Genomic DNA, 23,859 nt, shown 5'->3' on the forward strand with positions numbered 1-23,859 from the left:
CATGATATTTTCCATGCTATCCCTGAGGCGGGCACGCGCAGGGTCAAGAACCTGCGCGATGTCGTCGAGTCCGTAGAGCGCCTCCCGAAGTGCGAATGTCAATGCAGGCCCGACTTTGAGGATACAGAAGCCATCCGTCACTAATTGTGACAAGGCCGTTTCAGGCTGATAATCCGTTGAGTGCGCTTCGTAGATCAGGCCCTGCATATTTCCGAGCGCGCGGATCAGGCGCGTTGCCTTGCCACGATCATAGAACACGATTTCATCATGGCCGAATTCAACGCCCGGTTGCACCACGATCCCGATCACACGCGCCCACGCCTGAGGAATTTGCGCATGAAAAGACGCCTTATGGACGCGGTAAGTCGCCTGCACCGATTCCGGCGTCGTCGGGGCGAGATGGTCGAGCGCCTCCGTCGCGCCGCCCGGTGTCGGAATCTCCGTCCCGATGATATAGACGGGCGGCGTTTTGGCATGGGCCTCCGCACGCGCCGCCATCATGACAGCGCGTTCAGCAACGATGTGATCCGGCAAATGGGCGGCCTCACCGGCGCAACCCATACTGGCATCAAGATGGAGTTTGACGAAACCCGCCCCAGCATAAGCCGCGATCATGTCGCAGGCTTTCTGCATGGCCTCCTGCGGCGGCAGATTTTTCCAAGGATTGGGGCCGAGATGGTCCCCACCCAGTATCACGCGCTCGTGCGAGAGCCCCACGCGGTCGGCAATATCAAGGACGTAGCGCCGAAAATCCGCTGGCGTCATACCTGTATAGCCACCTTCCTGATTCACCTGATTGCAGGTCGCCTCAATCAGCGCGGCCGTGCGGAGACGCGCCGCACGAGTCAGGGCCGCTTCAATGACAATCGGATGCGCGGAGCAGACGGAAACGATGCCCTGGGCCTTGCCGGCATCATAGGATGCGCGAAGATTGATGAGAGGATTGTAAGTCACGCGCTTACTCCTGTTTTTTCGATGAAAGCGTCCAGCGCCGCAAAATCAGCGCGCCCTTCCATCGGTCCGAGCACGGACACGGCCAGAGCTCCGCTGGCGGAAGCGTAACGCAGGCTGGTTTCAACCGACTTGCCAAGATAACGGCAGGCAACGTAAGTCGCGCCGAAACAGTCACCAGCGCCCGTCGGATCAATTTCCGCAACGGGGAAGGCCGGGACGGCAATACGTTGTTCACGGCTGAAGAAAACGCAGCCCTCACTTCCTCTTTTGAGGATGACCTCTGACACGCCAAGGCGGAAGATTTCTTCAATGGCGCCCTCTTCATCCGTGGCGTCGGTGAGGGCCACCAGCTCATTGCCGCTGGGCAGGAATAGATCACAGCATTTCAGGATATTCAGCATGGCGCCGCGCATACCGGGGGCGCACAGCATCTCCTTGCGGATATTCGGGTCGAAGGAAACCTTGCCGCCTTTCTCCCGCACTTTCTGCACGGCAATCATCGCTTCCTCAATCATGATGGGGGAGAAGAGTGATGAGCCCATAAGGTGGAAATGCGCGGTCTGATCAAGCAGGTGATGCGCTGCCGCTGTCAGTCGCGTTTCCGAACAGGCGCCGCCACGAATATTATAGACGAAATCCCGCGATCCATCGGGACGGTAACGGACGAAGGCGCTGCCCGTCGTCAAATTGGGGGAAAATGCGATGGCGGAAACATCAACACCGTCGCGCTCAAGACGTGCGATATTCAATCGCCCGAAATCATCGTCCCCAACGCAGGAGATGATGCCGCACGGCACATTGAGATGTGCAACCTGATCAATGAAAATCGCGGGGGCGCCGGAAGGAAATGGCCCACGCAAACCCATCGTTTCCTGGAAGCCGACACCCACCGTGTCCGCGACAATTTCGACGAGGATCTCGCCGAATGTGATGATCTTCCCCCGCGTGCTCATACCGCCATATCTCCGTAACGCATCAGACCGAAATACTAAGCCTGTTTTAACGGCAAACGAAGAGCACGACCGCGAAAATCGCGATATCGTCAAGGGAAAATCGAGAATTATATCGAAATAAGTGGCTCTCCCACCCTTAACCAACGCGCAGAAACGCTTCTGAACCGTATAAACACTGTTGCAAGCGCGATCACCGCACCATTGCGGGACGGTAAAACGCGCGAATCACAAAAGATGACGCGGCGCGACATGGTCACGCATCCCGTAACGTCAGAAGGCAAGCGGCGTCAGTAACGGGCGCGCGGCGAATTGCGCGTCGAGATTTCGGAAAACGAGCGCCGCCATCTCACTTCGTGTCTCCTGCGTGGCGGAGGCGATATGGGGTTGCAGCACAACATTGTCGCATGACGTCAATTCAGGCGGCACATGCGGCTCATCGGCGAAGACATCCAGCCCTGCCCCTTTGATCCGCTTTTCCTGAAGCGCCGAGATCAGGGCGGGCTCGTCGATCACGGAGCCGCGCGCGACATTGATGAGAAACCCGTCAGGCCCCAGCGCATCCAGCACGTCCTTATTGACCACATGCCTTGTTGCGTCCCCGCCGGGAAGGCAGAGGACAAGCACATCGGACCAGCGGGCGATCGTGATCAGGTCGGGGTGGTAGGATAAAGGGCTTCCCTCTTTGACGCGCCGGTTATGGTAGCCGACTTCCATCCCGAAAGCCTGCGCACGCCGCGCGATTTCAATGCCGATATCACCCATCCCGACAATCCCCATGCGCTTGCCTTTCAAGGATGTGGAAAGCGGGAAGTGATGCGTCGCGCGCCAATCGCCCGCGCGGACGAAGCGATCAGCAGCGACAGTGCGACGCAGTACGCCCAATGTCAGGGCAAGCGCCATATCTGCGACATCATCTGAAAGCACGCCACGCGCCGTCGTGACTTTGATCTGTCGGCGTCGGCATGTTTCCAGATCAATCCGATCAAAGCCCACACCGCAGACGCTGATGATTTCCAGATTTGGCAGGGCCTCCAGGAGATCACATGGGGCGCCGCGCGCACCATCTGTGATGAGTCCCCTTATCTTGCGCGCTGACGCACCCAAAGCCGCGATTGAATCGTCATCATGCAGAATATATTCATGCGTTCGGGGCGCTTGGGCATGTGCGAATTGCGGCGCGAGGACAAGGATGTCGATCGGTTCTGCATTCATCCTGTTATAATCCTTTCAGATAGCATCGACAGGCATCCGTGATCGGCCCGGATACAGGCGGGGCATGACCCGACTCAAATTCATGATGACCGGCACGCTGTGGCATAATGCGACCCTCATTAGCAAGCCGGGTTGCGCGGGCAGGCGCGGATTCAGGAATTCGGTTTATCACGTTCCCGCGCGGAGATATGCCCCCCCAACCGTTGCAATACATCATGGATCGGCTGACGGTGACCCTCTTCAATCGTGATCGGCTCAGCCGGTTTGCGCGCGGGGCGGTCAGACACATCCTCCAGCACCGCATCATGGATAATGCGCACCCGGGTCACGATCGCGGACTGATCTCTGAAAAGCAGCGGGGACTGCCGACCCTCGCCCGCAGGCGCCCCACCCGCCATGCTGTTGATGCGCTCCAGAAGCTGGGGAATCAGATATTGCATCTCAACCGCGGCAGGCCCGGCACAGGCGATTGTCAAAGTGCCGCCCGACAATTTTCGCGGCGTTGACATACGCGCCAGAGCGGGCCCGACAATATGCGGCCAATCGAGGATAATCTGCACGGCAAGGCTGGGCCGTCGTTTCAAGGCAGGGCGGGCGACAGGGTCGATCAAGGCGCCAAGCGCTCTCATCCCGAAAAAGCGCCGCGCCTCTTTTTCCGGCTGTGATGAGGCGGGACGGGTCGTCCCGGACTTGCGCGCTGCGACGGATTTCTTCATATCGCTCGTGTGACCTTTTCTGCTGTCTCACTGCTGCTCTGGTATGATCATTACCGCCGCATCATGCCGTGGCGCGCCCTGCCGGGGCAGAAGCCGGACCCCTATCACGTCTGGCTGAGCGAAATTATGCTGCAGCAAACGACAGTGGCAACGGTGCATGATTATTTTTTGAAATTTATCGCGCGTTTCCCTTCGGTTCAAGCTTTGGCCGCCGCACCCCAGCATGATGTCCTGGCAGCCTGGGCCGGACTTGGCTATTATAGCAGGGCGCGCAACCTGCATCTTTGCGCGCGAGAACTGGCGGCCCGCGGCGCATTCCCCCAAACCGTCCCGGCATTAGAAGCCCTGCCGGGCATCGGGCCCTATACGGCGCGGGCCATTGCTTCCATCGCATTTAATGTGCCGGTCATCCCTGTTGACGGCAATGTTGAGCGCGTTACATCACGGCTCTTCGCGTCCGTTATACCCCTCCCCGCCGGGAAGAAGCAGCTCGCTACTCTTGCTGAGACATTAAATGACGACCTGCCTGCCCAGGCGCGAGCATCTGATTTCACGCAGGCTTTATTTGATCTGGGCGCGACGATCTGCACGCCGCGACGGCCGAAATGCATGTTATGCCCGTGGCAGAAAGATTGTGCCGCGCATCGAGAGGGCAAAGCGGCGTTTTACCCGGTTAAAACACCCAAAAAGCAACGCCCCGACAATTACGGCACGGCGTTGATCATTCGCGGCCCCGGCCCTTCTGTTCTGCTACGGAAACGGCCTGAAAAAGGGCTCCTCGCAGCGATGATGGCACTCCCCGGAAGTGACTGGCTTTCCGTGTCTCCGCCGCCCGACATCCCGCGGAAAAACGCGTCCGGCGGACCATGGATGTATCTCGGGCGGGTCAAACATGTATTTACGCATCTGACCCTTTATCTTGACGTGTATGAAGTGGAAGTCACCTCATGGGGGGCCGCGAGATCATCGCACCTCGCGCCCCTTTTAGTGCCGGAGATGATTGTTGATGCCGTGCCGTGCGCGTTCAAGGATCTTCCCGATCAGGCCCTTCCAAGCCTGATGCGGAAATGCCTGGCTTTGACGCAACTGCCAGCTTGAGCCGGAAGATGGTTTGCGTTATCCAAAGCAACATCAAGAATTGAATCGCCGATATTGTTTGGACCGCCCGCCGGGCCGACGTAACCGCCTGTTATCAGGTGGAAGGTAAAGGGACGATCATGCAGAATCTCGGCTTTTCCCTCCGACGTTACTGGCTGCTCGATTATTTTGGCCGTTTTGTTGATCTTGATCTCTTGCGGGATCGTCTCAACACGATCAACCCTGCGCCAGGGCGCGTTCCCGGTATTTTTATGCGCGCGCCGAACCCATTGCCCGAGAGATTCGAGGCGATGCTTGAAAAAGCCGTGTCCCTGCCCATGCCGGTGCCAATCATGAAAGTGCAGATTTCAGCCGGTAATCTTGCAACATTTCTATCGCATGATGGCGCGCACCCGCGATATATGCGCAGCACGCCTGATTTCCACATCCATATGGATGCAGAACATCCGAGCGAATGGGAACATTTCTCGCTTCTGACAGACGGCTTCCTGCGTGCCTGCGCCACTCTGATGCATGGTGACAGGATCACCATCGCTTCCGAAACCGGGGAGGAACTCGGCCCCATGCGCCTGACGGAAGGGCATCAGATTATGATCGGGCCACATGCCTACCCGATACGCGATAATATGGAAGTCATCGAATCATTCGACGCATCCCTTCCCCTCAGAGAGCCGATCCCGCTTGACCTCGTCTCGGGCGAGGAGACGCGCACTGTCACCGTCTCCGCAAAACAGGTCGAGCAGAGCGCGACGCCCTGAGGTCACAGATCTTCGAAGGCTTTCATGGCGCGGGCGCGCCCTTCCTTGATGTCGATGCACGGTTTCGGGTAATCTTTCCCCAATGTGATCTGCGCTTTCTCAAGGACATCTTCCGGCGCATCCCAGGGATGCTGGATGTATGCATCCGGAAGCTTCGCGATTTCAGGCACGAAATGGCGGACATAATCACCCTGACCGTCAAATTTTTCACCCTGAAGGACCGGATTGAGGATACGGAAATAAGGCGCCGCGTCGATCCCTGAACCTGCGACCCATTGCCAGTTCATCGCATTTGAGGCCGCGTCCGCATCGACCAGTGTATCCCAGAACCACGCCTCCCCCTCCTGCCATTTTGTCAGCAGGTGTTTGGTGAGGAAGGAGCCGACGATCATCCGCACGCGATTATGCATCCAGCCCGTCTGCCATAATTGGCGCATACCCGCATCGACGATCGGTATGCCCGTCTGGCCCTTCTGCCAGAGGCGGATCATTTTCGGCTCATGTCGCCACGCCATATTGTTGAATTGAGGGCGCAGATTTGTCGTCGTCATGTCGGGGCTGTGGAGCAGATTATAGATGGCGAAGTCACGCCAAGCGATTTCTGACTGAAAGCGCGCCTTCCCCCGATTGCGTTTATCCGCAATGGCATGGAAAATCTGCCGCGGGGACACGTGCCCGAAGCGCAGATAGGGCGACAGGCGCGACGTCGCCTCTATTGACGGAAAATTCCGTTTGGCATTGTAATCGGCCAGGCCATGTTCCGTAAAATCGCGCAGGATTTCCAGCCCTGCTTCTTCCCCCGGTGTCCAGACCTTTGCAATCGGTTTGGCCCAATCGGGTCGGGTCGGCAGCAGGGTGCTTTCATCAAAAGCCTCGACGTCGCGCGGCAATTTCGGGTCAGCGACAAAAGCGATATGGGCTGGCGGCGGGAGCGGCGGATGAATCGGCGCCCCCGCCTGCATGGCGCGCCAGAAGGCTGAAAACACCTTGAAAGCCTGCCCCGCGCCATTTTTGATGGTTTCAGGCGGGCAGAGAACGGCCGCGTGATATTGATGAAATCCGATATCGTCCCGCCCAAGCGCCTTACCAATGGACGCATCGATATCGCGCTCCGCCGGGCCGTAGCGATAATGCGCATAGACGTCCGAAATTTCAAAATGGCGTGCAAGTTGCGGCACGATCTCCCGCGCATCCCCTTCAACGATCAGCAGGTCGCCTTTGTGCTGACGAAGTGAAGCGCGCAGTGACGCAATCGCACCATGCAGCCACCAGCGCGCCGCCCCGCCCATCGGACGGATTTTCGGGCCTTTATCCAGCATGAGGAGGCAGATGATGTCGCGTTTATCTTTGCAGGCTTCACTGAGCGCCGGGTGGTCGGCGAGACGAAGATCATCCCGGAAAAGCACCATGGATCTGGCCAAATTTGCGTTCCTCCAAGGGGGCGAATGACGGTGCGACGACGCTTGACGGATTTCCGCGTCCCCCGCGACGCCCCTGCCACGCGAATTATGACCAGTGGGCGCAGATTTTTTGAACCTGAAAAAGTAACTCCTGACATCATAAAACGTTTTTTATCTCTGGTTATTTACGGAGAAACTTCATGCGAAAACCATCAACTTCAAATATCGGTCGCGGCCTTGTCGCGGCGACCATGATTCTTGCACTTGCTGCCTGCAATACGATTGGCGGCGCGGGGCGCGATGTCAGCGCGACCGGCAATGCCGTAACAAGCGGGGCCAGCGCGGCCACACCGCGTTGACCCTACCAAAGGTGACGATCATGTCCGTTTTATTTCACGCTAAACCCGTCTGGCGTATCGCTTGCGCCGTCGCGCTTCTCGGCGGCCTCGCGGCCTGTAACACGATTGGCGGTGCCGGGCGCGATGTCAGCGCGGTTGGCAATTCCGTCTCAAGCGGTGCCAACGCCGCAAAACCCTGATCTGCGGCCCCCGCCTTTTTCTTGAGGGCTGCGGGCTGTTGAACAAGGTTTATCACGGCCCGGAAACATCTTCCGTGTTCGGGCTGGTTCGCGTCGATGGTTTATGCCGCTCACAAGGCGGAAAATCTCTTCCGATGCGAAAAGGGCGGGGCACTCAAGCCCCGCCCCGCGGAAGCGCCCCCCATCCGGGAATCGCGATCTCTCCCCCCGTCGATTTTACTTTCGGCAAAATGTGAGAAGCGCGGTGTCGTCTTCGCAAGGCGGCGTAGGATCCCTTCGTTAAAATTTCGCACCGTGTGAAGTTTTGCTCTCCAGAAGGGTCAAACGCTTCGACGCATGTACGAGCAATCCCCCACCCGATGCACAAGTTCCCACTGCCTGACATTGTGCCCATTGACAAAAGTGAAACGAGGGGGGTGGGGCGGTCCTTGTAAAACCGCGCACGAAGCCTTAATTAAAATCTCACGCAAAAGGATGTTTTGCGCAAAATTTGTTCTCGGGGCGGGGTGTAATTCCCCACCGGCGGTAGGTGCATCATGCACAAGCCCGCGAGCGCCTGGGTCCGCCCAGGGTCAAGCAGATCCGGTCAAATTCCGGAGCCGACGGTTAAAGTCCGGATGTGAGAGAACACGCAAGGGAAAGCCGCGTCCGGCATTGAGGATGGCTGCCCTTTCGTTTCGCCCTGCAGAATGAATTTCTGTGTTTGAAGGGCTTAATTGTGACCGAACAACATCATATGGCCGCGCCAGCCCATGGCGCCTCGTCTGATGACGCGCCATTGGCATTAGGGGCCATTGCCGACGCATTTGACGCGGCAATCACGGAAGCGGCGCGCTTCATGGGGGCGACGGCACCCAACCCTGCAGTAGGGTGCGCCCTCCTTGACCGCCAGGGACAGATACTTGCCATCGCCGCGCATCAACAGGCGGGCCAGGCACATGCGGAGCGAAAAGCTCTGGATCTCGCCCGTGCAAGCGGCACGTTTGAGAAGATCCACACGGCCATCGTCACCCTTGAACCCTGTAATCACTTTGGTCGTACTCCCCCCTGCGCCGAAGCCCTCCTTGCCAGCCCCGTCAAACATGTATGGATCGGCGCGGAGGACCCGAATGCGCTGGCGCGCGGCGGTGCCGACGCCTTACGCGCCGCGCCGAACGGCATCAATGTGCGTTTCGCGCGGGAGGAACCAACGCTTGCCCCGCAGGCTGTGCGTGCCATCGCCTTGTCAGCGCCATTTGCGAAAGTGCAGCGGGAGGGCAGGTGCTTCATCACCATCAAACAGGCCCTTGACCATGTCGGGTCCATGCGCCCGCCACCGGGTCAGAAGACGTTCACATCCCCATCATCCCTCACTTTGGCCCATTATCTGCGCCGCGCGACTGACGCCATCATCACCGGTGCCGGGACGATCCTGAGTGACAAGCCGCTTTTTACCGTGCGGCATGTCCCGGATCATCCGATGCGGCAACGCATCCTCGCGATCTGCGATCGGCGGGGCGTCATCGGGCCGGATATTCGTGAGTTTTACGAGCAGCATGGTTTTGAGACATGGGTGAGCCATGACCTTACGGAACTCCCCGCGCGAGTGGCAGAAGCCGGCGCTTTATGGGCGCTGGTCGAGGGCGGCCCCCGCCTTACCAAAGCCTGCGAGTCCCTCAATCTGTGGGATGAGTGGTTAACCATCCGCACCGCGCCGGGCCGGGAGGATGAGGTGCATCTTCGCGCGCCGGGTGCGTCTCCGACCGCTCTGCTTCCACCTTTCTTCGCTCCATCGACAATCGCGCCAGCAACGGCACCTTAAAGGCACAATTTATGTTTTCCGGCATCATCGAAAATCTTGGCTCTATTCTATCCGTCACGCCCAAACCGGACGCCCGGATTTTTACCATTGAGACGGGTTTTCACGATCTCAGCCTCGGTGAAAGCATTGCCGTGAATGGTGTCTGCCTGACGGTGACAGCGTTTCAACCTGATGGACAGGCGACGTTTTTCGTCAGTACGGAAACGCTGTCACGCTCTGCACTTGGGGCGGTGGCTCAGGGCCATAAAGCCAATCTTGAGCGCGCCTGTACGCCAACAACGCGGCTATCCGGCCATATTGTGCAGGGGCATGTCGATGCGGTCGGTCACATCACCAGGCTGAGCCAAAATGGCGACGTCTATGATTTGCGCGTCAGCATTCCGGAATCATTGCGCCGTTACGTGGTTGAAAAAGGCTCAATTGCACTGGATGGTATCAGCCTGACCGTCAATCAGGTCGGGAAAGGCAATCAGGATACGGTTGAGATGGCCCTGATGATTATCCCGCATACCTGGCAGCACACGGCCCTCTCGGGAAAGCAGGTCGGAGACGCGCTGAATATCGAAGTGGACATCCTCGCAAAATATATTGAGTCGCTCACGCGCCATGGGGCGACATCGTGAGGAATAGCGCGATCACCCCGCCGGGCCGGAAGACGGTGCCCCTCCCGCCTGCTCTCGCAGCGTCACTGAAGGCTTTTCGGGAGGGTCGTCCCGTCATTATGGTGGATGACGCCTTGCGGGAAAATGAAGGCGACCTCGTCATCGCCGCAGAATTTGCCAATGCGGAGGCGATCAATTTCATGGCGCTCCATGGGCGGGGGCTGATTTGCCTCGCATTGGAAGAGGCGCAGATCCGTCATCTCGACCTCCCCATGATGCCACGCCGCGGGCATGACCCGCGCGGCACCGCTTTCACGGTCAGTATCGAAGCAACAAATGGCATCACGACCGGGATTTCAGCCGCGGACCGCGCACGCACGATTCAGCTTGCCGCCGCGCCGGGTATAAATCCGGCGGAAATCAGCACACCGGGCCATGTTTTCCCCCTGCGAGCCCATCCCGGCGGGTGCGTTGCCCGGCCCGGACATACTGAGGGCGCGGTCGACCTGGCCCGCCTCGCCGGACTCAACCCCGCCGCCGTCATCTGTGAAATCATTGATGAAGATGGCACAATGGCGCGTCTGCCTTCATTGAAGAAATTCAGTGAAACCCACCACATCCCCCTCATCACCATTGCTGACCTCATCACCTGGTGTCAGGAAAATGGGCGGGATGCCGTCACACCCGCGCCGCATCTATCATCGTCCAAGCGGGAGGCAGCGTCGCCCGTCACGATGATCGCTGACGCGGCGCTGCCAAGCGCTTTCGGCGGGACCGATCTGAAAGTCAAAGCCTTCCGCGCCGATGACGGGCAGGAACATCTTGCGCTGATCAAAGGTGATCCGCAGAAAGCCGGATGCCTGGTGCGTGTCCATTCTGAATGCGTCACAGGCGACGCGCTCGGCTCCCTCCGATGCGATTGCGGTCCGCAATTAAGGGAGGCGCTGGCACGCATCCGGGATGCCGAACATGGCGTGCTGATTTATCTTCGGGGGCAGGAAGGGCGCGGGATCGGCCTTGCCAATAAGATCCGCGCCTATGCCTTGCAGGATGAGGGCGTCGATACGCTGGATGCGAACCTCCGCCTCGGCCTGCCCGTCGATTCACGCAATTGGGAGATCGCGGCGGCCATCCTCAAGTCACTCGGCGTGCATGACATTACCCTGATGACCAATAACCCGGCGAAGCGGGATGGTTTGACCGCTCTGGGCATTTCGGTCGCCAAGATTGATCAGCTCATGGTCGGGCTTAACCCGTTCAACCGCGATTACCTCACAACGAAACGCACCCGCATGGGGCATGCGCTCGATACAGCACCTGAACGCTTTTTGCGGGATGTCTCAACCGAGATATGGGCGCGGCATCGTCAGGACTGAACGGCGTCAGAGCGCGTCGCACGCAAAGTGAGATGAACGAAACTTCAGAGCTTCCAGGAGGAGACCAAACATGGCCACACACATCCCCCAACCGCCCGACTTGACATTTGAAACACCCCCGCGCCTTGCGATATTGGTGAGCCGCTTTAATACGGACGTGACGGGCGGTCTGCGCGACGGCGCCGTGGCGTGGCTTGCCGAACGTCATATTCACGATGTCGATATATATGACGCACCGGGAGCATTCGAATTGCCGATCATGGCGCAGGCTCTTGCCCGTCAGGCAAAATATGACGGGGTGATCTGCGTCGGATGCGTCATTAAAGGCGATACGGCGCATTTCGAATTCATCAGCCTCGGCACCACAATCGGGATTATGAATGCGCAACTCACGACCGGGAAGCCCATCTCCTTCGGCGTCCTGACAACCTATCACAATGATCAGGCCGTCTCCCGGTCACGCGACGACATCCATAATAAAGGGCGGGAAGCCGCGGCCGCCTGTCTGGAGACAATCGCCTTCCTGCGCCAACAATCAGAAAATACGTAATCATCACGTCGTACGAAGGCAGGCGTTGTACGCTTTCGCGCCTCATGCTCTGATTTGACGTTTATTCAAAGCTCATGTGATATCGCGTGGCAACGCGATGTCATGCGTTGACATAGCGGGGCCGTATCGTGCCTTCCTTCAAGAAGGTTGACGCGACAGGTTTGCCACATTGTTCCACCGCCGCACATCGCCTCGCGCGGCGCAGAAGAGACAGGAATTTCCGTCCATGCTTGCCGCCATGCTTCGACAGCTCGTTTCATTCAGCGCGCGCCGCGCCTTTATCGTCGTGCTCTGCGCCGTGATCCTGCTGGCTGGCAGCCTGTTTGTCACCGTCAAAAAGCTTGGTGTCACGACGGATACAGATGAAATGTTCGCCCGGTCACTGCCCTGGCGACAGCATAATGACATGATCAACCGGCTCTTCCCGGGTAATGACGATCTGATGGTCGCCGTCGTCAAAGCCCGCATCCCGGAGGAAGGTCAGGCAACCGCACGGGCCCTCGCCCGGATTCTCTCGGCCCAGCATGATAAATTCCGCTTCGTTCGGCTGCCGGATGATGACCCCTATCTCCGCCAGCATGGGTTGCTTTTCCTTGAGCCTGCCGCGCTGGAATCCCTCCTTAATAACATTGTCGCCGCCCAACCTTTTATGGGGACGCTCGCCGCAGACCCGTCAGCCCGAGGCCTTTTCAACGCGCTCGGCATGATCGGCCAGGGCCTGGCGCATGGTGAAACCTTGCCCGGCAGCATGACGCCGCAACTGAACGGCTTCGCCACAGCCCTTCAAGGCGCGGCGGAAGGACATCCCGCAAACCTGTCCTGGCAACGTCTATTGACGCCGGGGACGGCGGACTTGACCGGGCAATATCAGTTCGTCGTCACCAAGCCTGTGCTGAAATATGACAATTTACAGCCAGGAGGTGAAGCGAGCGACGCCATCCACAAGGCGGTTGCGACACTGCCCTTCGTCAAATCCGGTGATGTTTCCGTCATGATCACCGGCCCGGTGCAGCTCAGTGATGAGGAATTTGCGACGGTCGCGCAAGGTATGGGGATCGGGCTGATCACCTCACTCATCCTCGTGGCGTGCTGGCTGTTTTTCGCGGTGCGCTCACCGCGCGTCATTATCCCGATCCTTATTACGCTGATTTACGGATTGTTGATTACAACCGGTTTCGCCGCCATCGCTGTAGGGCGCCTCAATCTGATTTCTGTCGCATTTGCGATCCTATTTGTCGGGATCGCCGTGGATTTCGCGATTCAGTTTTCCGTGCGCTTTCGCGCGCAGGAAGTCGCCGACGCAGAGAGTAACGTACTTGTCTCGGCGCTCGGGGCAACGGGGTTTGAGACAGGGCATCAGATCTTAGTCGCGGCTCTCGCGACCGCAGCCGGGTTTCTGGCTTTTGTGCCCACAAATTTCGTCGGTGTCGCGCAGTTGGGATTGATCGCGGGCATCGGCATGCTGATCGCCTTTTTATGCACGATGACGATCCTCCCCGCATTGCTCGCCTTGTGTCGCGCCCGCTCCGGCGTGACGGAAACCGGGTTTCAGAACATGGCGGGTTGCGACCGCTTCCTGCGGCGCTATCGTAAATCGGTCGTTTCCGGCTTTGCGATCCTCGCTGTGATCGGCATCGTGCTGATGCCGCGCCTTTATTTCGACGCGGACCCACTCCATACGAAAAACCCCCATACGGAAGGGATGCGCGCCCTTCATGCGCTTCAGGATGACCCACGCTCCTCCCTCTATTCCGGCGCGCTCGTCGCCCCGAATCTGGAAATTGCGGGAGAATGGGTCAAGGCGTTCGACGCGCTGCCCACAGTGGATTCCGTGATGTGGCTGGGGATGTTTATCCCCACGCAGCAGAGTCAGAAGCTGGCCATGATTCGCGACACGGCTGCCATTATGCTGCCCACCCTTGTCGGCGTGACGCCCCTGCCCCCCCCGAACGCGGCCGATCTGCGGGAAGCTGCACGCCAGGCGGCGGAGAACCTGTCAATCGTCCTGAGGGAGAAGCGTCCCGATGACGACCCGCTTCTGCGCATTCAGAAAGCGCTTACCCGACTTGCGACAGCGCCCGACACGACACTCATCGAGACGAACGACGCGCTCACGCGGTTTTTGCCGGAGCAGCTCCAGACGTTGCAATCCTCCCTGCAAGCGGATGAGGTGACACGCGACAATCTACCCAGATCACTGGTTGAAAATTACGTGACGCCGGATGGGAAGGCGCTTCTGACCATTCAACCCAAGTCACGCATTACTTCTAACGAAGCGCTTTACCGCTTTGTTGAGGACATGCAGCGCGTCAACAAGGATGTCGCCGGCACGGCTGTCGAAGTCGTGGGCAGTGCTCAGACAATGATCCACGCTTTCACCGATGCTGCCATTTACGCCATCATCATGATTGCGCTGATCCTCTTCGTGATATTGCGGCGCCTTCTGGATGTCGCCCTCGTCTTGGCGCCGTTGCTCCTCTCCGCGCTTCTGACGGTCATCATTGTTGTCACCGTGCCGATCACGCTGAATTACGCCAATATCATCGCCTTGCCGCTATTGCTGGGCGTCGGTGTGTCATTCAATATTTATTTCGTCATGAACTGGCGGGAAGGCGTTAGATTTCCGCTTGCCTCCCCGACAGCGCGCGCTGTGCTCTTCTCAGCCCTGACGACCGGGACGGCGTTCGGCTCACTCGCCGCGTCGCAACATCCGGGCACAGCCAGTATGGGCATCCTCCTGCTGCTTTCACTCGGATGCACTTTGCTGGCGACGCTCATCCTTGTCCCGGCCCTCCTCCCCCAGCGTGCGATTGATGATTGATATGCCGGAGGGCCATGAGCGTCGGATAAAAAAACGGGGCGCCGCAGCGCCCCGTTTTGTTTGGCTCAGAATGACCTCCTGGATGAAAAAGATCAGTTATTCATCGCCTCGAAGAAGTCACCGTTATTTTTACTATATTTGAGCTTGTCGAGCAGGAATTCCATAGCGTCCATTGTGCCCATCGGGGCAAGGACACGGCGGAGCACCCACATTTTCGACAATGCAGAGCGGTCCACAAGCAACTCTTCCTTACGTGTGCCTGACTTTGTGATGTCAATCGCCGGGAAGGTGCGCTTATCGGCCAGTTTGCGATCAAGGATAAGCTCGGAGTTACCCGTGCCCTTGAATTCCTCAAAAATGACCTCGTCCATGCGGCTTCCCGTATCGATCAGAGCGGTCGCGATGATGGTCAGGGATCCGCCCTCCTCAACATTACGGGCGGCGCCGAAGAAACGTTTGGGCCGCTGAAGGGCGTTGGCATCGACACCACCTGTCAGCACCTTACCTGATGAGGGCACGACCGTATTATAGGCACGCGCCAAACGGGTGATGGAATCGAGCAGAATGACAACGTCGCGCTTATGCTCAACGAGGCGCTTGGCTTTCTCAAGCACCATTTCCGTCACCTGCACATGTCGCGTCGCGGGCTCATCAAAAGTGGAGGAGACAACCTCACCCCGTACGGAGCGGGCCATATCCGTCACTTCCTCCGGACGCTCATCAATCAGAAGAACGATGAGGAACACTTCCGGATGATTGGCGGAGATGGACGCCGCGATGCTTTGCAGCATCACCGTCTTACCCGTGCGCGGCGGCGCGACGATAAGCGCGCGCTGACCTTTACCGATCGGTGAGACAAGGTCGATCACGCGCGAGGTAAAATCGCGCTGGTCCTTCTTGCCCTTGCCATTTCCGTTGCCGCTGCCGTTCGTTTCCACCGCACCGACATGCTCAGACTCCATTTTGAGGGGCTGGGTCGGGAAAAGCGGCGTCAGATTATCGAAGTTGATCCGCTGACGGACGGAGTCAGGACTTTCAAAATTGATCGCATTGACTTTAATGAGCGAGAAATAACGCTCACCATCCCGTGGTGCGCGAATCTGACCCTCAACCGTGTCCCCGCCGCGCAGACCGTAACGGCGCACCTGGGTCGGCGAGATATAGATATCATCAGGGCCCGGAAGGTAATTTGCCTCGGGAGATCGCAGAAACCCGAAACCGTCGGGAAGAATTTCGAGCGTCCCTTCACCGAAAATTGCCTGATCATTATCCGCCAAAGTCTTCAGAATGGCGAAGATAATGTCCTGCTTTCGCATGGACGAGGCGTTCTCGATCTGAAGTTCTTCAGCATCGGCTAAAAGGTCGGCTGGTGATTTCTTTTTAAGTTCAGCAAGATGCATGGATGCGCCTTAATGGGCTGATGGGAGACGGAGCATAGCAGCGGGTCGCGCCATGATCGGGATGGCCAATTGACGGTGATAATCGGCGGCCCGGATGACATCTGCTTTGCACAGAGATTAAGGCACGCGTTATCGGGGATTATGTCAAAGGGGACCGCGCGGCCGATCGACCGGCGGTTACCAAATTCACGTAACCTACTTGGCATGATTTGTCAACCATTCGACAGTGGTAAGAAATGCGTTTGACGTAACTTTCCCAAGCGTGGTTTGACGACACCCGATCCGCCGCTTCAGGATGCGGCTAAACCTTTCAGTTTGATGCGCTTCAACGCGACGTCGCAGCAGGATCCTGGCTGCGTCAGGATGGCGCGGCGTCACGAAAGCTCAGCGCGGCGCGGGCCTGGAAACGCGACATAAAGTCACCCCTTCGGGACTCAAATCCAGACATCCCGGTAAGATGTTGCGGCGTTAAACCATCGTCACCTCCGACAGGCTGCATCAGCTTGTATCGATGCGAATGTACGCGATATAATGGTGTCCGCTTTACCCTGATCCGCAGATTTTTTACTGAATTCCGACACCCTCAACGAATTATCACATGCGTGAAGGGCCAGCATTAGCGTCGATGGCGGTATTTTTACCTGATGGGCGTGTGCTTTCCACCGGCGGCAGGCGCAAGCGCACCCCTGTTTCCACGCAGCGTGATCAAGGCGAGGCACCGCATTGGTGAGGCGGGGTTTCATGCGCGCCGGTATGACCGCGCCTTGTCAGAAATTGAACGGCGCGTCAGGCACCGTCACGGCCTGCATGCGCGTTGATCTGTTGCAGAACAGCCTCCGCCACTTCTTTATAGCGCAAAGCCGCTTCCCCGTCCGGTGCGGCCATAATAATCGGCTCACCCGCGTCACCACTCTGACGAATCTCCGCCAGGAGCGGTACTTCCCCAAGGAAAGGAAGGTGACTTTCCGCCGCTGCCGCACGCGCGCCACCGTGACTGAAAAGCTCGGTGCGATGGTGACAATGCGGGCAACAGAAATAAGACATGTTCTCCACGAGGCCGAGAATCGGCACGCGAAGTTGCTGGAACATTGTGACGCCTCTGCGCGCATCAAGCAAAGCGATGTCCTGCGGCGTCGAAATGATGACAGCCCCTGCCAATGGCAGTTTCTGCGCGATTGATAATTGCGCATCCCCCGTCCCTGGCGGCATGTCAATCACTGTGACGTCCAGGTCGGGCCACGCAACATCATTGATGAACTGATTGATCGCGCCCATGACCATCGGCCCCCGCCAGATCACGGCCTGTTCCTCATCCACCATAAAGCCGATCGAGATCGCCTTGACCCCCCAGGCATCAATCGGGATGATTTTGCCGTCACGAATTTCCGGCCTGCCCCGATGGCCCAACATGCGGGGCAGGGAAGGGCCGTAAATATCGGCATCGAGCATCCCCACCCGCAGACCTTTCTGCGCGAGACCGACGGCGATATTGATGGCGGTCGTTGATTTCCCGACCCCACCCTTGCCGGAAGCCACCGCGATGACCGCGCCGAGACGCTCAATGACGGCCGCGCCTTCCTCATCATCCTGATTTTTCGCAGAACCATCCGCCAGGGCGAAAGGCCGGTGTCCACCACCCTGACGCGGCGCCCGCCCGCCCTGCACAGCACCTTCCGGGCGGTGCGACGTCAGGATGATCGTGGCCTTCTTCACGCCCAGAGCTTTCTCAAGCGCGGCTTCAAGTCGTTGCACAATGGCGCCGATGCGCGGCGCGGCCTCACGCGCTGTCTGCCAGGTGACAAAAACATGGCCATCATCAAGGCGTGCCGACGCAATGGCCGATAATTGCAGGAGTTCACCAACCCCGAGCGCCTGGCACATCTCATCGATGACCGATCTCACCTGCGGAAGAATTTCCTGAGTGAAAGAGGATTTATCTGACGTCATGGCTTGCATCACTTTTCAACAGCATGGTTGCCCGCTATACCGCCCTCGGTCAGAAAATCAAGATTTCGCCAGGTTGCGCGCCGCGCGGTTTAAACCATGGACGCCCGCCTTCTCTTTAAACCACGATGAGACAGGGGTGCAAATGAGTTCCGACGCCAATCGGATTGATAAACGCAAACGCCGCGACCATCGCGTCGATGCGCTTCGTGGTCTTGCCCTGTTGATGATGTTGACAGACCACGTTTATTCCGACTGGCTGAACCGCCTGACCATGCGCAATTTCGGCTTTGCCGATGCGGCGGATATTTTTGTCCTGCTGGCGGGTTACGCCTCCTACCTCGCGTACGGGCGGCTGATCATGCGCCCACCTCCCGCCGGGGGGTGGCGAGTCGCCATTCATCGTATCGTGACGCGCTGCGTACGGCTTTATCTCTTCCAGCTCATCCTGCTGTTTTTCTATATCGCCCTGACCCGTCTCTGGCGCCTTGAGTGGGACGTGCCGATCGATTTTCTGGAGCCGGAACTCAGCCACGGATTTGACTGGCTTCTGGCCGTCGTGACCCTCCAGGCCCTGCCTGACATGGTCAATATTCTGCCCATCTATATATTGTTCCTGCTCAGTTTCCCGCTGATGTTCTGGCTGTTGCGGCGGTCTCCCTATTTCTTGCTGGCAGGAAGCTTCACCCTCTGGGCGCTTGTCAATCTGGATCCCGCGATCAACCTTCCTAACGTCATTGATTCCGATGGATGGTATTTTGACCCGTTCGCCTGGCAGTTCATTTTCACCATCGGTGTGCTGCTCGCCTTCATCGTACACCGTCGGGGCGGTCATCTGAACGTTTCGGGGCGCTTCCGCGGCCTTTGCATCGCGGTGCTGATCATCGGGGTCATTGAGTGCTTCCCCTATAAACTCTACCATTTGCCGGATCTCCGGATGTTTCACCTCCAGGCCCTTGCCGATAAATCGAGCCTCGGGCCCCTGCGCATCCTCGATGTTCTCGCGATTTTTATCCTGGTGCAGAGTTCGGGCTGGTGCACACGATTTGCATCCTCCTCCCCGGGCCAGATCCTCGCCGTGATGGGACGACACTCTTTGGAGGTTTTCTGCCTCGGCACAGTGCTTGATCTGATCATCCGCCTCGGCATGGCGACATTCGGCACGCATTGGCCGCTCCAGCTTGCGTCGAACCTCGTCGGGTTCCTCTGCGTATATGGATTGGCTGTCTGGCTTGATCACCATAAATATGAGGCCGCCTTGATGGAGGGGAAAAGCCGTGCCGAGATTTCCGGCCGCGATGACGCGTCAGCGCGTCAAGATGGCTGACAGGGAATGAGATTTTGCGTTACCCTCCCCGCATGAAAGCGCAATACGGCATCACGATCTCGCTTCTGTCCTGCCTGACTCTGATGACGGCCCGACCGGCCTCCGCCGAGGCGCCTGAGAAACCAGCGTCTGAACAGCCAGGTGACCGCGAGAAAGGCAGTCTCGCCACCCTCGCAGACCGCCTCCTGCCCCAGGTCGTGAATGTCTCTGCCTCCGCATCCATCCATCCGGGGGACACATCGGAAGCATCACCGGATGAGGGCGGGCCGGATAGCGGCCCGGATCAAGGCCCGCAAATCCCGAAATTCGCTCCTGGCTCACCGCTGGATGAGTATTTCCACGATTATATGAAGCAGAAAACCGCGCCGGACGCCCCCCCGCGGGAGATGCAGGCCCAGGGTTCAGGCTTTATCATGTCGTCTGACGGCATTATCGTGACGAATGAGCATGTCATCCATAATGCGGACAAGATTTCCGTCACACTTCAGGATGGCACGATCCTTCCCGCACACATCATCGGTCGTGACCAAAAGACGGATCTCGCCGTTCTGCGCGTCAAGCCGGACGGGAAATTGCCTGCCGTCACGTTTGGCGACAGCGATACTGCCCGCACGGGCGACAAAGTGGTGGCGATCGGCAATCCTTTCGGATTATCCGGAACCGTCACAAGCGGCATCTTATCCTCGCGCAGTCGCGATATTCACCATGGCCTTTATAATGATTATCTCCAGACGGATGCCGCCATTAATCGGGGGAATTCCGGCGGTCCCCTTTTTAATATGGCGGGGGAGGTCATCGGGATTAACACCGCGATCTTCAGCACGGGCGGCGGGTCAATCGGCCTCGGTTTCGCCATCCCGGCCAATGATGCTGTTCCCGTCCTGCAGCAACTCATCAAGGATGGTCATGTAACGCGCGGGTGGCTCGGCGCCCAGCTTCAAGATGTCACGCCTGACATCGCGAAATCGCTTAACCTCAAATCGCAGGAAGGCGGTTTGATCGCGGAGATCAAAAAAGGCGGCCCGGCGGCCGCAGCAGGTTTAAAAACCGGTGACGTGGTGACAGAGATTGATGGTCAGCCCGTCAATATCGGGACACTTGCCCGCCTCATCGCGGCGCGTCAGCCCGGCGGCCATGTGAAGTTAGGCTATAAGCGGGATGGTCAGTCTCACGAGGCGATCGTGACGATCGGCAAATCGCCCGAAAAACCGGATATGCCGCCCGCCGGCACGCGGGACGCTAAACCGAAAAACATCACGATGGCCGATCTGGGGCTGGGCGTCATGGCGTTGGATGAAGATCTGCGGAAGTCCCACGACATTCCCGATTCGCAGCGCGGCGTCATGGTGATATCCGTCGCGCCGCACGGCACGGCAGCGAAACGCGGCATTGCGGTTGGCGATTTCATCCTTCAGGTTCAGAAAGTCGAGATCGACTCCCCCGCTGCTTTCGCGCATGAGGTTGACCGCCTGCGGGACCAGAAGAAAAACATCATCCTCATCCTGATACAATCAAAAGACGGCATTAGTTGGGTGCCACTTGCATTACATCAGGCTCTGCCGTGAATCTCAGCGCAATTCTCGGCGCGCGGGTTGATGGGGAGGCACCATGGCGGCAGATGGTGCGCATGCTGGTATCCGTCATCGCCTGCTGGGTTGTCGGGTATTTTACCGAGCTGGAGGAATCCGTCTGGGCGCTCATCACCTCCCTCATCGTCACGCAGGCCACCATCAGTCAGACGATTACGACAGCGCGGGACCAGATCGTCGGCACCATTATCGGTGCTTTATTCGGGACGGCTGCGGTCACGCTTCGGCTGTTTTACGGACATTACTGGCTGGTCTTCGCCGCCTCCCTCACCCCGATCGCTTTCATTGCCTCAGTAAGGCCCAGCCTGCGTTTTGCGGGTGTGACGCTGATGATCATCTATCTCATGCCCTCTCACGGCAACCCTTACTGGCCGCTGACACAGCGACTGGCCTCCATCTTTCTGGGCGTCGTGGTGTCGATCATTGTCTCCTTCCTCGTGCTGCATGCCAGCGCCCGTCGACGTGCCTTCACCACAGCCTCCCGCATGTTCCGCGCGCTTGATGCGCTCCTTCAGGCCGCTTTGACCCATCGTCAGGACTGGGCAGGGCTTGAAGCGATGAATGACCAGGCCGCCAAGCTGCAACTCGTGCTGAATGAGTGTCTGGAGGAGGCCAACCGTGAAAATCTGGGCATGCTGGAGCGCCGTCACCCCATATTGAGCGTCCTGCCTGCTTTGATGCGTAGGATGCAGAGCGATACCATGCTGGTGGCGCGCGCCATCAATATCGGCAAGGGGCGCAGCGGGATGAATGACATGCGCGGCGAGCTGCGTCATGGCTTGAGCCACGCTTATCGCGCTTTGGCGCGGCGGTGCGAAATGCTCTCTGCGGGGAAAGGCGGCGAGATGCCCGAGCGACCCCGACGCAATGAGGTCCTCAGCCATCTGCCGCTTCTCGGCCCGGATGCCCTGCCGGAAATGCATTTTGTTTTCTCCTTCCTGCGGGAAGATCTGCGTCAGGCGGCCGATGTCCTTATGAGTTCCGGCGATAAAACGGCTGACGATCTCCGCCATCTGATGCAACACTGAATCGGGACGCTGAGGGCCGGAAAGGCCGCGAGGTTGATCGTCTTCAGAATCAGGTTACACTTCCCACATGCCTTTCAGGCGGATAGCGCATTTTTGTGCGCTGCCGCTCTAGCGGGGCATTTGTCGGGGGGTATGAAATTATTTCGGCAGACGTACCGCATGGATGGCATGACGCGACGCACGCAGACCTGCGATTTGAAGTTGCACGAAAAAAACATTTGATGTCAGGAGCCATGATGATCAGTCGCGAGACATTACGCCACCTCCCTCAAAACGTTGCAGGGCCTGCTTATGACCCATCCGACGTCACACCGGGCATCGTGCATTTTGGTGTCGGCAATTTTTTCCGTGCGCATCTCGCCGTGTATGTTGATGAGGTTATGGGTAAAACCGGCGCCCGTGACTGGGGCATTATCGGTGTCGGCCTGACCCCCGGCGCAAGCAGCGCCAGCAAAGCACAAAGTTTCAATGCGCAAAGCGGCCTTTACACCCTGACGGAAGCCGCCCCGGACGGCACGGAAACCTGTCGCATCATTGGCGCCATGTGCGCCTATCTGCACGCGCCGGAAAAGCCGGATGACGTGCTGGCCGCCCTTGCGGCACCTTCAACACGCATCATATCCATGACCATCACGGAGGGAGGCTATAATATCGATGAGATGACCGGGCTCTTCCGGCTTGATGCGCCCGCAATCAGGCAGGACCTCGCGGACCCGCATCACCCGAAAAGCTTTTTCGGCTATGTTGTTGAGGGGCTGGCCCGCCGCCGGGATGCGGGCGGAACGGGTGTCACCGTGCTCTCCTGCGACAATCTGCGTCATAATGGTGATGTCACGCGCAAGGCCATTCTCAGTTTTGCAGAAGCGCGGGATGCCGGTCTCGCCCGCTGGATTGCTGAGCATGTGACGTTCCCCAACGCGATGGTGGACCGCATCACCCCCAGCATGGATAACGCCACCAAACAGCGCCTGAGTGAAGCGAGTGGCCTTGAGGATGACATGCCGTTGATCGCGGAGAGCTTCACCCAATGGGTGGTGGAGGACCGATTCGCGGCGGGTCGCCCCCGTTTCGAGGAGGTTGGCGCACAATTGGTTGACGACGTCATCCCCCATGAGAATCTGAAACTCCGCATTCTCAATGCGTCGCATATTCTTCTGGCCTTTATGGGGCTCCTCAGCGGATATGAAACGATTGATGAAGCCCTCGCTGATGACGCGCTGCGCAATGTGGTGACACGTTTCCTCAATGAGTATGTGCTGACCGACATTGAGGCGCCCGCCAATGTCGATCCGGAGGCTTATAAGGAGACGGCGCTGGAGCGTTTCTCGAACAGCGCGATGGGTGACCAGAATGTGCGTGTCGGCGGGGATGGCGCGTCGAAGATCCAGGTATTCTGGACGGAAACAATGCGCCGACGCCTGCGGAAGAAACTGCCGGTCGACATCCTTGCTTTCGGCGCTGCAAGCTGGTTGGAAGCGCTGAAAGGCAAGGGTGAAAACGGTAAGAGTTACCAGCCTTTTGAGCCGAGCCTGACGGAAGATGACTGGGCGCGCATACGCAGTGGTGATTTCGCCGTTGCGTCCGAACTGAGTGCATTTGACGGGTGGCGCGATGTGGGCGACCAGATCTTTTTCGATAAACTCGTGTTTTATCGTGAAGTCCTGCGCAAAAAGGGTTTCCGTGCCGCACTATCTTTGCTGTAAAGCCGACATAATATGAGAGTCTGCCAGCCAGGCAGACTTGCGCCATGCGCGCATCCATGGATCACGGGCGGTGCGCGCCGACAGGGGCG

20 protein-coding genes and 1 riboswitch (1 of these 21 cut by a window edge) are annotated in these 23,859 nt (G+C 58.4%); of the genes, 13 read left to right on the forward strand and 7 right to left on the reverse strand.

Going from position 1 to position 23,859, the window contains the following annotated elements:
- The 4 genes from N5W20_RS07490 to N5W20_RS07505 all read right to left on the reverse strand — a co-directional run.
- On the reverse strand, window positions 1-954 hold the 5' portion of the coding sequence (locus tag N5W20_RS07490; protein ID WP_319806529.1) for a D-tagatose-bisphosphate aldolase, class II, non-catalytic subunit. It extends 315 nt beyond the left edge of the window; the window shows 954 of its 1,269 coding nt (coding positions 1-954); its start codon is at window positions 952-954; its stop codon lies beyond the left edge, outside the window.
- On the reverse strand, window positions 951-1,907 hold the full coding sequence (locus N5W20_RS07495; protein ID WP_319806530.1) for a tagatose kinase: 957 nt from the start codon (window positions 1,905-1,907) through the stop codon (window positions 951-953). The genes N5W20_RS07490 and N5W20_RS07495 overlap by 4 nt, the downstream gene beginning before the upstream one ends.
- A gap of 270 nt (window positions 1,908-2,177) precedes the next feature.
- On the reverse strand, window positions 2,178-3,119 hold the full coding sequence (locus tag N5W20_RS07500) for a 2-hydroxyacid dehydrogenase (protein ID WP_319806531.1): 942 nt from the start codon (window positions 3,117-3,119) through the stop codon (window positions 2,178-2,180).
- 152 nt (window positions 3,120-3,271) lie between these two features.
- Window positions 3,272-3,835, reverse strand: coding sequence for a DUF721 domain-containing protein (locus N5W20_RS07505; protein WP_319806532.1), 564 nt, complete (start codon window positions 3,833-3,835; stop codon window positions 3,272-3,274).
- A gap of 9 nt (window positions 3,836-3,844) precedes the next feature.
- On the opposite strand from N5W20_RS07505, the gene N5W20_RS07510 reads away from it, so the two are divergent.
- Together N5W20_RS07510 and N5W20_RS07515 are read left to right on the forward strand one after the other, a co-directional pair.
- Entirely contained in the window at window positions 3,845-4,933 is a 1,089-nt protein-coding gene (locus tag N5W20_RS07510; RefSeq protein ID WP_319806533.1) for an A/G-specific adenine glycosylase, read from the forward strand.
- A 119-nt stretch (window positions 4,934-5,052) separates the two neighbouring features.
- Window positions 5,053-5,691: a hypothetical protein gene (locus N5W20_RS07515; protein ID WP_319806534.1), complete on the forward strand. Its 639-nt coding sequence runs from the start codon at window positions 5,053-5,055 to the stop codon at window positions 5,689-5,691.
- A gap of 2 nt (window positions 5,692-5,693) precedes the next feature.
- On the opposite strand, the gene N5W20_RS07520 is transcribed toward N5W20_RS07515, so the two are convergent.
- Window positions 5,694-7,112, reverse strand: coding sequence for a cryptochrome/photolyase family protein (locus N5W20_RS07520; RefSeq protein ID WP_319806535.1), 1,419 nt, complete (start codon window positions 7,110-7,112; stop codon window positions 5,694-5,696).
- 179 nt (window positions 7,113-7,291) lie between these two features.
- Between N5W20_RS07520 and N5W20_RS07525 the strand changes: the two genes are divergently transcribed.
- From N5W20_RS07525 to N5W20_RS07555, 7 genes are all read left to right on the forward strand, one after another.
- Complete coding sequence (locus tag N5W20_RS07525) at window positions 7,292-7,450, forward strand: entericidin (protein ID WP_319806536.1); 159 nt, start codon at window positions 7,292-7,294, stop codon at window positions 7,448-7,450.
- Between the two features lie 20 nt (window positions 7,451-7,470).
- A complete protein-coding gene (locus N5W20_RS07530; RefSeq protein ID WP_319806537.1) occupies window positions 7,471-7,629 on the forward strand; it encodes an entericidin in 159 nt (52 codons plus the stop codon).
- A gap of 488 nt (window positions 7,630-8,117) precedes the next feature.
- A riboswitch (FMN riboswitch) is annotated at window positions 8,118-8,262 on the forward strand.
- Window positions 8,263-8,365: 103 nt separating this feature from the next.
- A complete protein-coding gene (gene ribD / locus N5W20_RS07535) occupies window positions 8,366-9,430 on the forward strand; it encodes a bifunctional diaminohydroxyphosphoribosylaminopyrimidine deaminase/5-amino-6-(5-phosphoribosylamino)uracil reductase RibD (protein ID WP_408869444.1) in 1,065 nt (354 codons plus the stop codon).
- Between the two features lie 11 nt (window positions 9,431-9,441).
- A complete protein-coding gene (locus N5W20_RS07540; protein ID WP_319806539.1) occupies window positions 9,442-10,053 on the forward strand; it encodes a riboflavin synthase in 612 nt (203 codons plus the stop codon).
- A gap of 98 nt (window positions 10,054-10,151) precedes the next feature.
- A complete protein-coding gene (gene ribA / locus N5W20_RS07545) occupies window positions 10,152-11,408 on the forward strand; it encodes a GTP cyclohydrolase II (protein ID WP_319807864.1) in 1,257 nt (418 codons plus the stop codon).
- A gap of 70 nt (window positions 11,409-11,478) precedes the next feature.
- A complete protein-coding gene (gene ribH, locus N5W20_RS07550; protein WP_319806540.1) occupies window positions 11,479-11,958 on the forward strand; it encodes a 6,7-dimethyl-8-ribityllumazine synthase in 480 nt (159 codons plus the stop codon).
- A 226-nt stretch (window positions 11,959-12,184) separates the two neighbouring features.
- Window positions 12,185-14,779 (forward strand): MMPL family transporter, encoded by a 2,595-nt coding sequence (locus tag N5W20_RS07555; protein WP_319807865.1) that lies wholly within the window; start codon window positions 12,185-12,187, stop codon window positions 14,777-14,779.
- Between the two features lie 92 nt (window positions 14,780-14,871).
- Here the strand turns inward: N5W20_RS07555 and rho are convergent, their stop codons facing one another.
- Window positions 14,872-16,179 carry a transcription termination factor Rho gene (gene rho / locus N5W20_RS07560; protein WP_319806541.1) on the reverse strand — a complete coding sequence of 436 codons (1,308 nt, stop codon included), beginning with the start codon at window positions 16,177-16,179 and terminating at the stop codon, window positions 14,872-14,874.
- A 786-nt stretch (window positions 16,180-16,965) separates the two neighbouring features.
- Window positions 16,966-18,126 carry an Mrp/NBP35 family ATP-binding protein gene (locus tag N5W20_RS07565; protein WP_408869395.1) on the reverse strand — a complete coding sequence of 387 codons (1,161 nt, stop codon included), beginning with the start codon at window positions 18,124-18,126 and terminating at the stop codon, window positions 16,966-16,968.
- 142 nt (window positions 18,127-18,268) lie between these two features.
- Here N5W20_RS07565 and N5W20_RS07570 point away from each other — a divergent pair, with 142 nt between their 5' ends.
- The 4 genes from N5W20_RS07570 (at window position 18,269) to N5W20_RS07585 (ending at window position 23,770) form a co-directional block, all read left to right on the forward strand.
- Window positions 18,269-19,450, forward strand: coding sequence for an OpgC family protein (locus N5W20_RS07570; RefSeq protein WP_319806542.1), 1,182 nt, complete (start codon window positions 18,269-18,271; stop codon window positions 19,448-19,450).
- Window positions 19,451-19,464: 14 nt separating this feature from the next.
- Window positions 19,465-21,015: a Do family serine endopeptidase gene (locus N5W20_RS07575; protein WP_319806543.1), complete on the forward strand. Its 1,551-nt coding sequence runs from the start codon at window positions 19,465-19,467 to the stop codon at window positions 21,013-21,015.
- Window positions 21,012-22,067, forward strand: coding sequence for an FUSC family protein (locus tag N5W20_RS07580; protein ID WP_319806544.1), 1,056 nt, complete (start codon window positions 21,012-21,014; stop codon window positions 22,065-22,067). The genes N5W20_RS07575 and N5W20_RS07580 overlap by 4 nt, the downstream gene beginning before the upstream one ends.
- Before the next feature lie 236 nt (window positions 22,068-22,303).
- The gene (locus tag N5W20_RS07585; protein WP_319807867.1) at window positions 22,304-23,770 is read left to right on the forward strand and encodes a mannitol dehydrogenase family protein; all 1,467 of its coding nucleotides are present in this window, start codon (window positions 22,304-22,306) and stop codon (window positions 23,768-23,770) included.
- The last annotated feature ends 89 nt before the right edge of the window (window positions 23,771-23,859 follow it).

Origin of the sequence: Candidatus Kirkpatrickella diaphorinae (genome assembly GCF_025736875.1) — a bacterium.
Lineage (GTDB): Bacteria > Pseudomonadota > Alphaproteobacteria > Acetobacterales > Acetobacteraceae > Sorlinia > Sorlinia diaphorinae.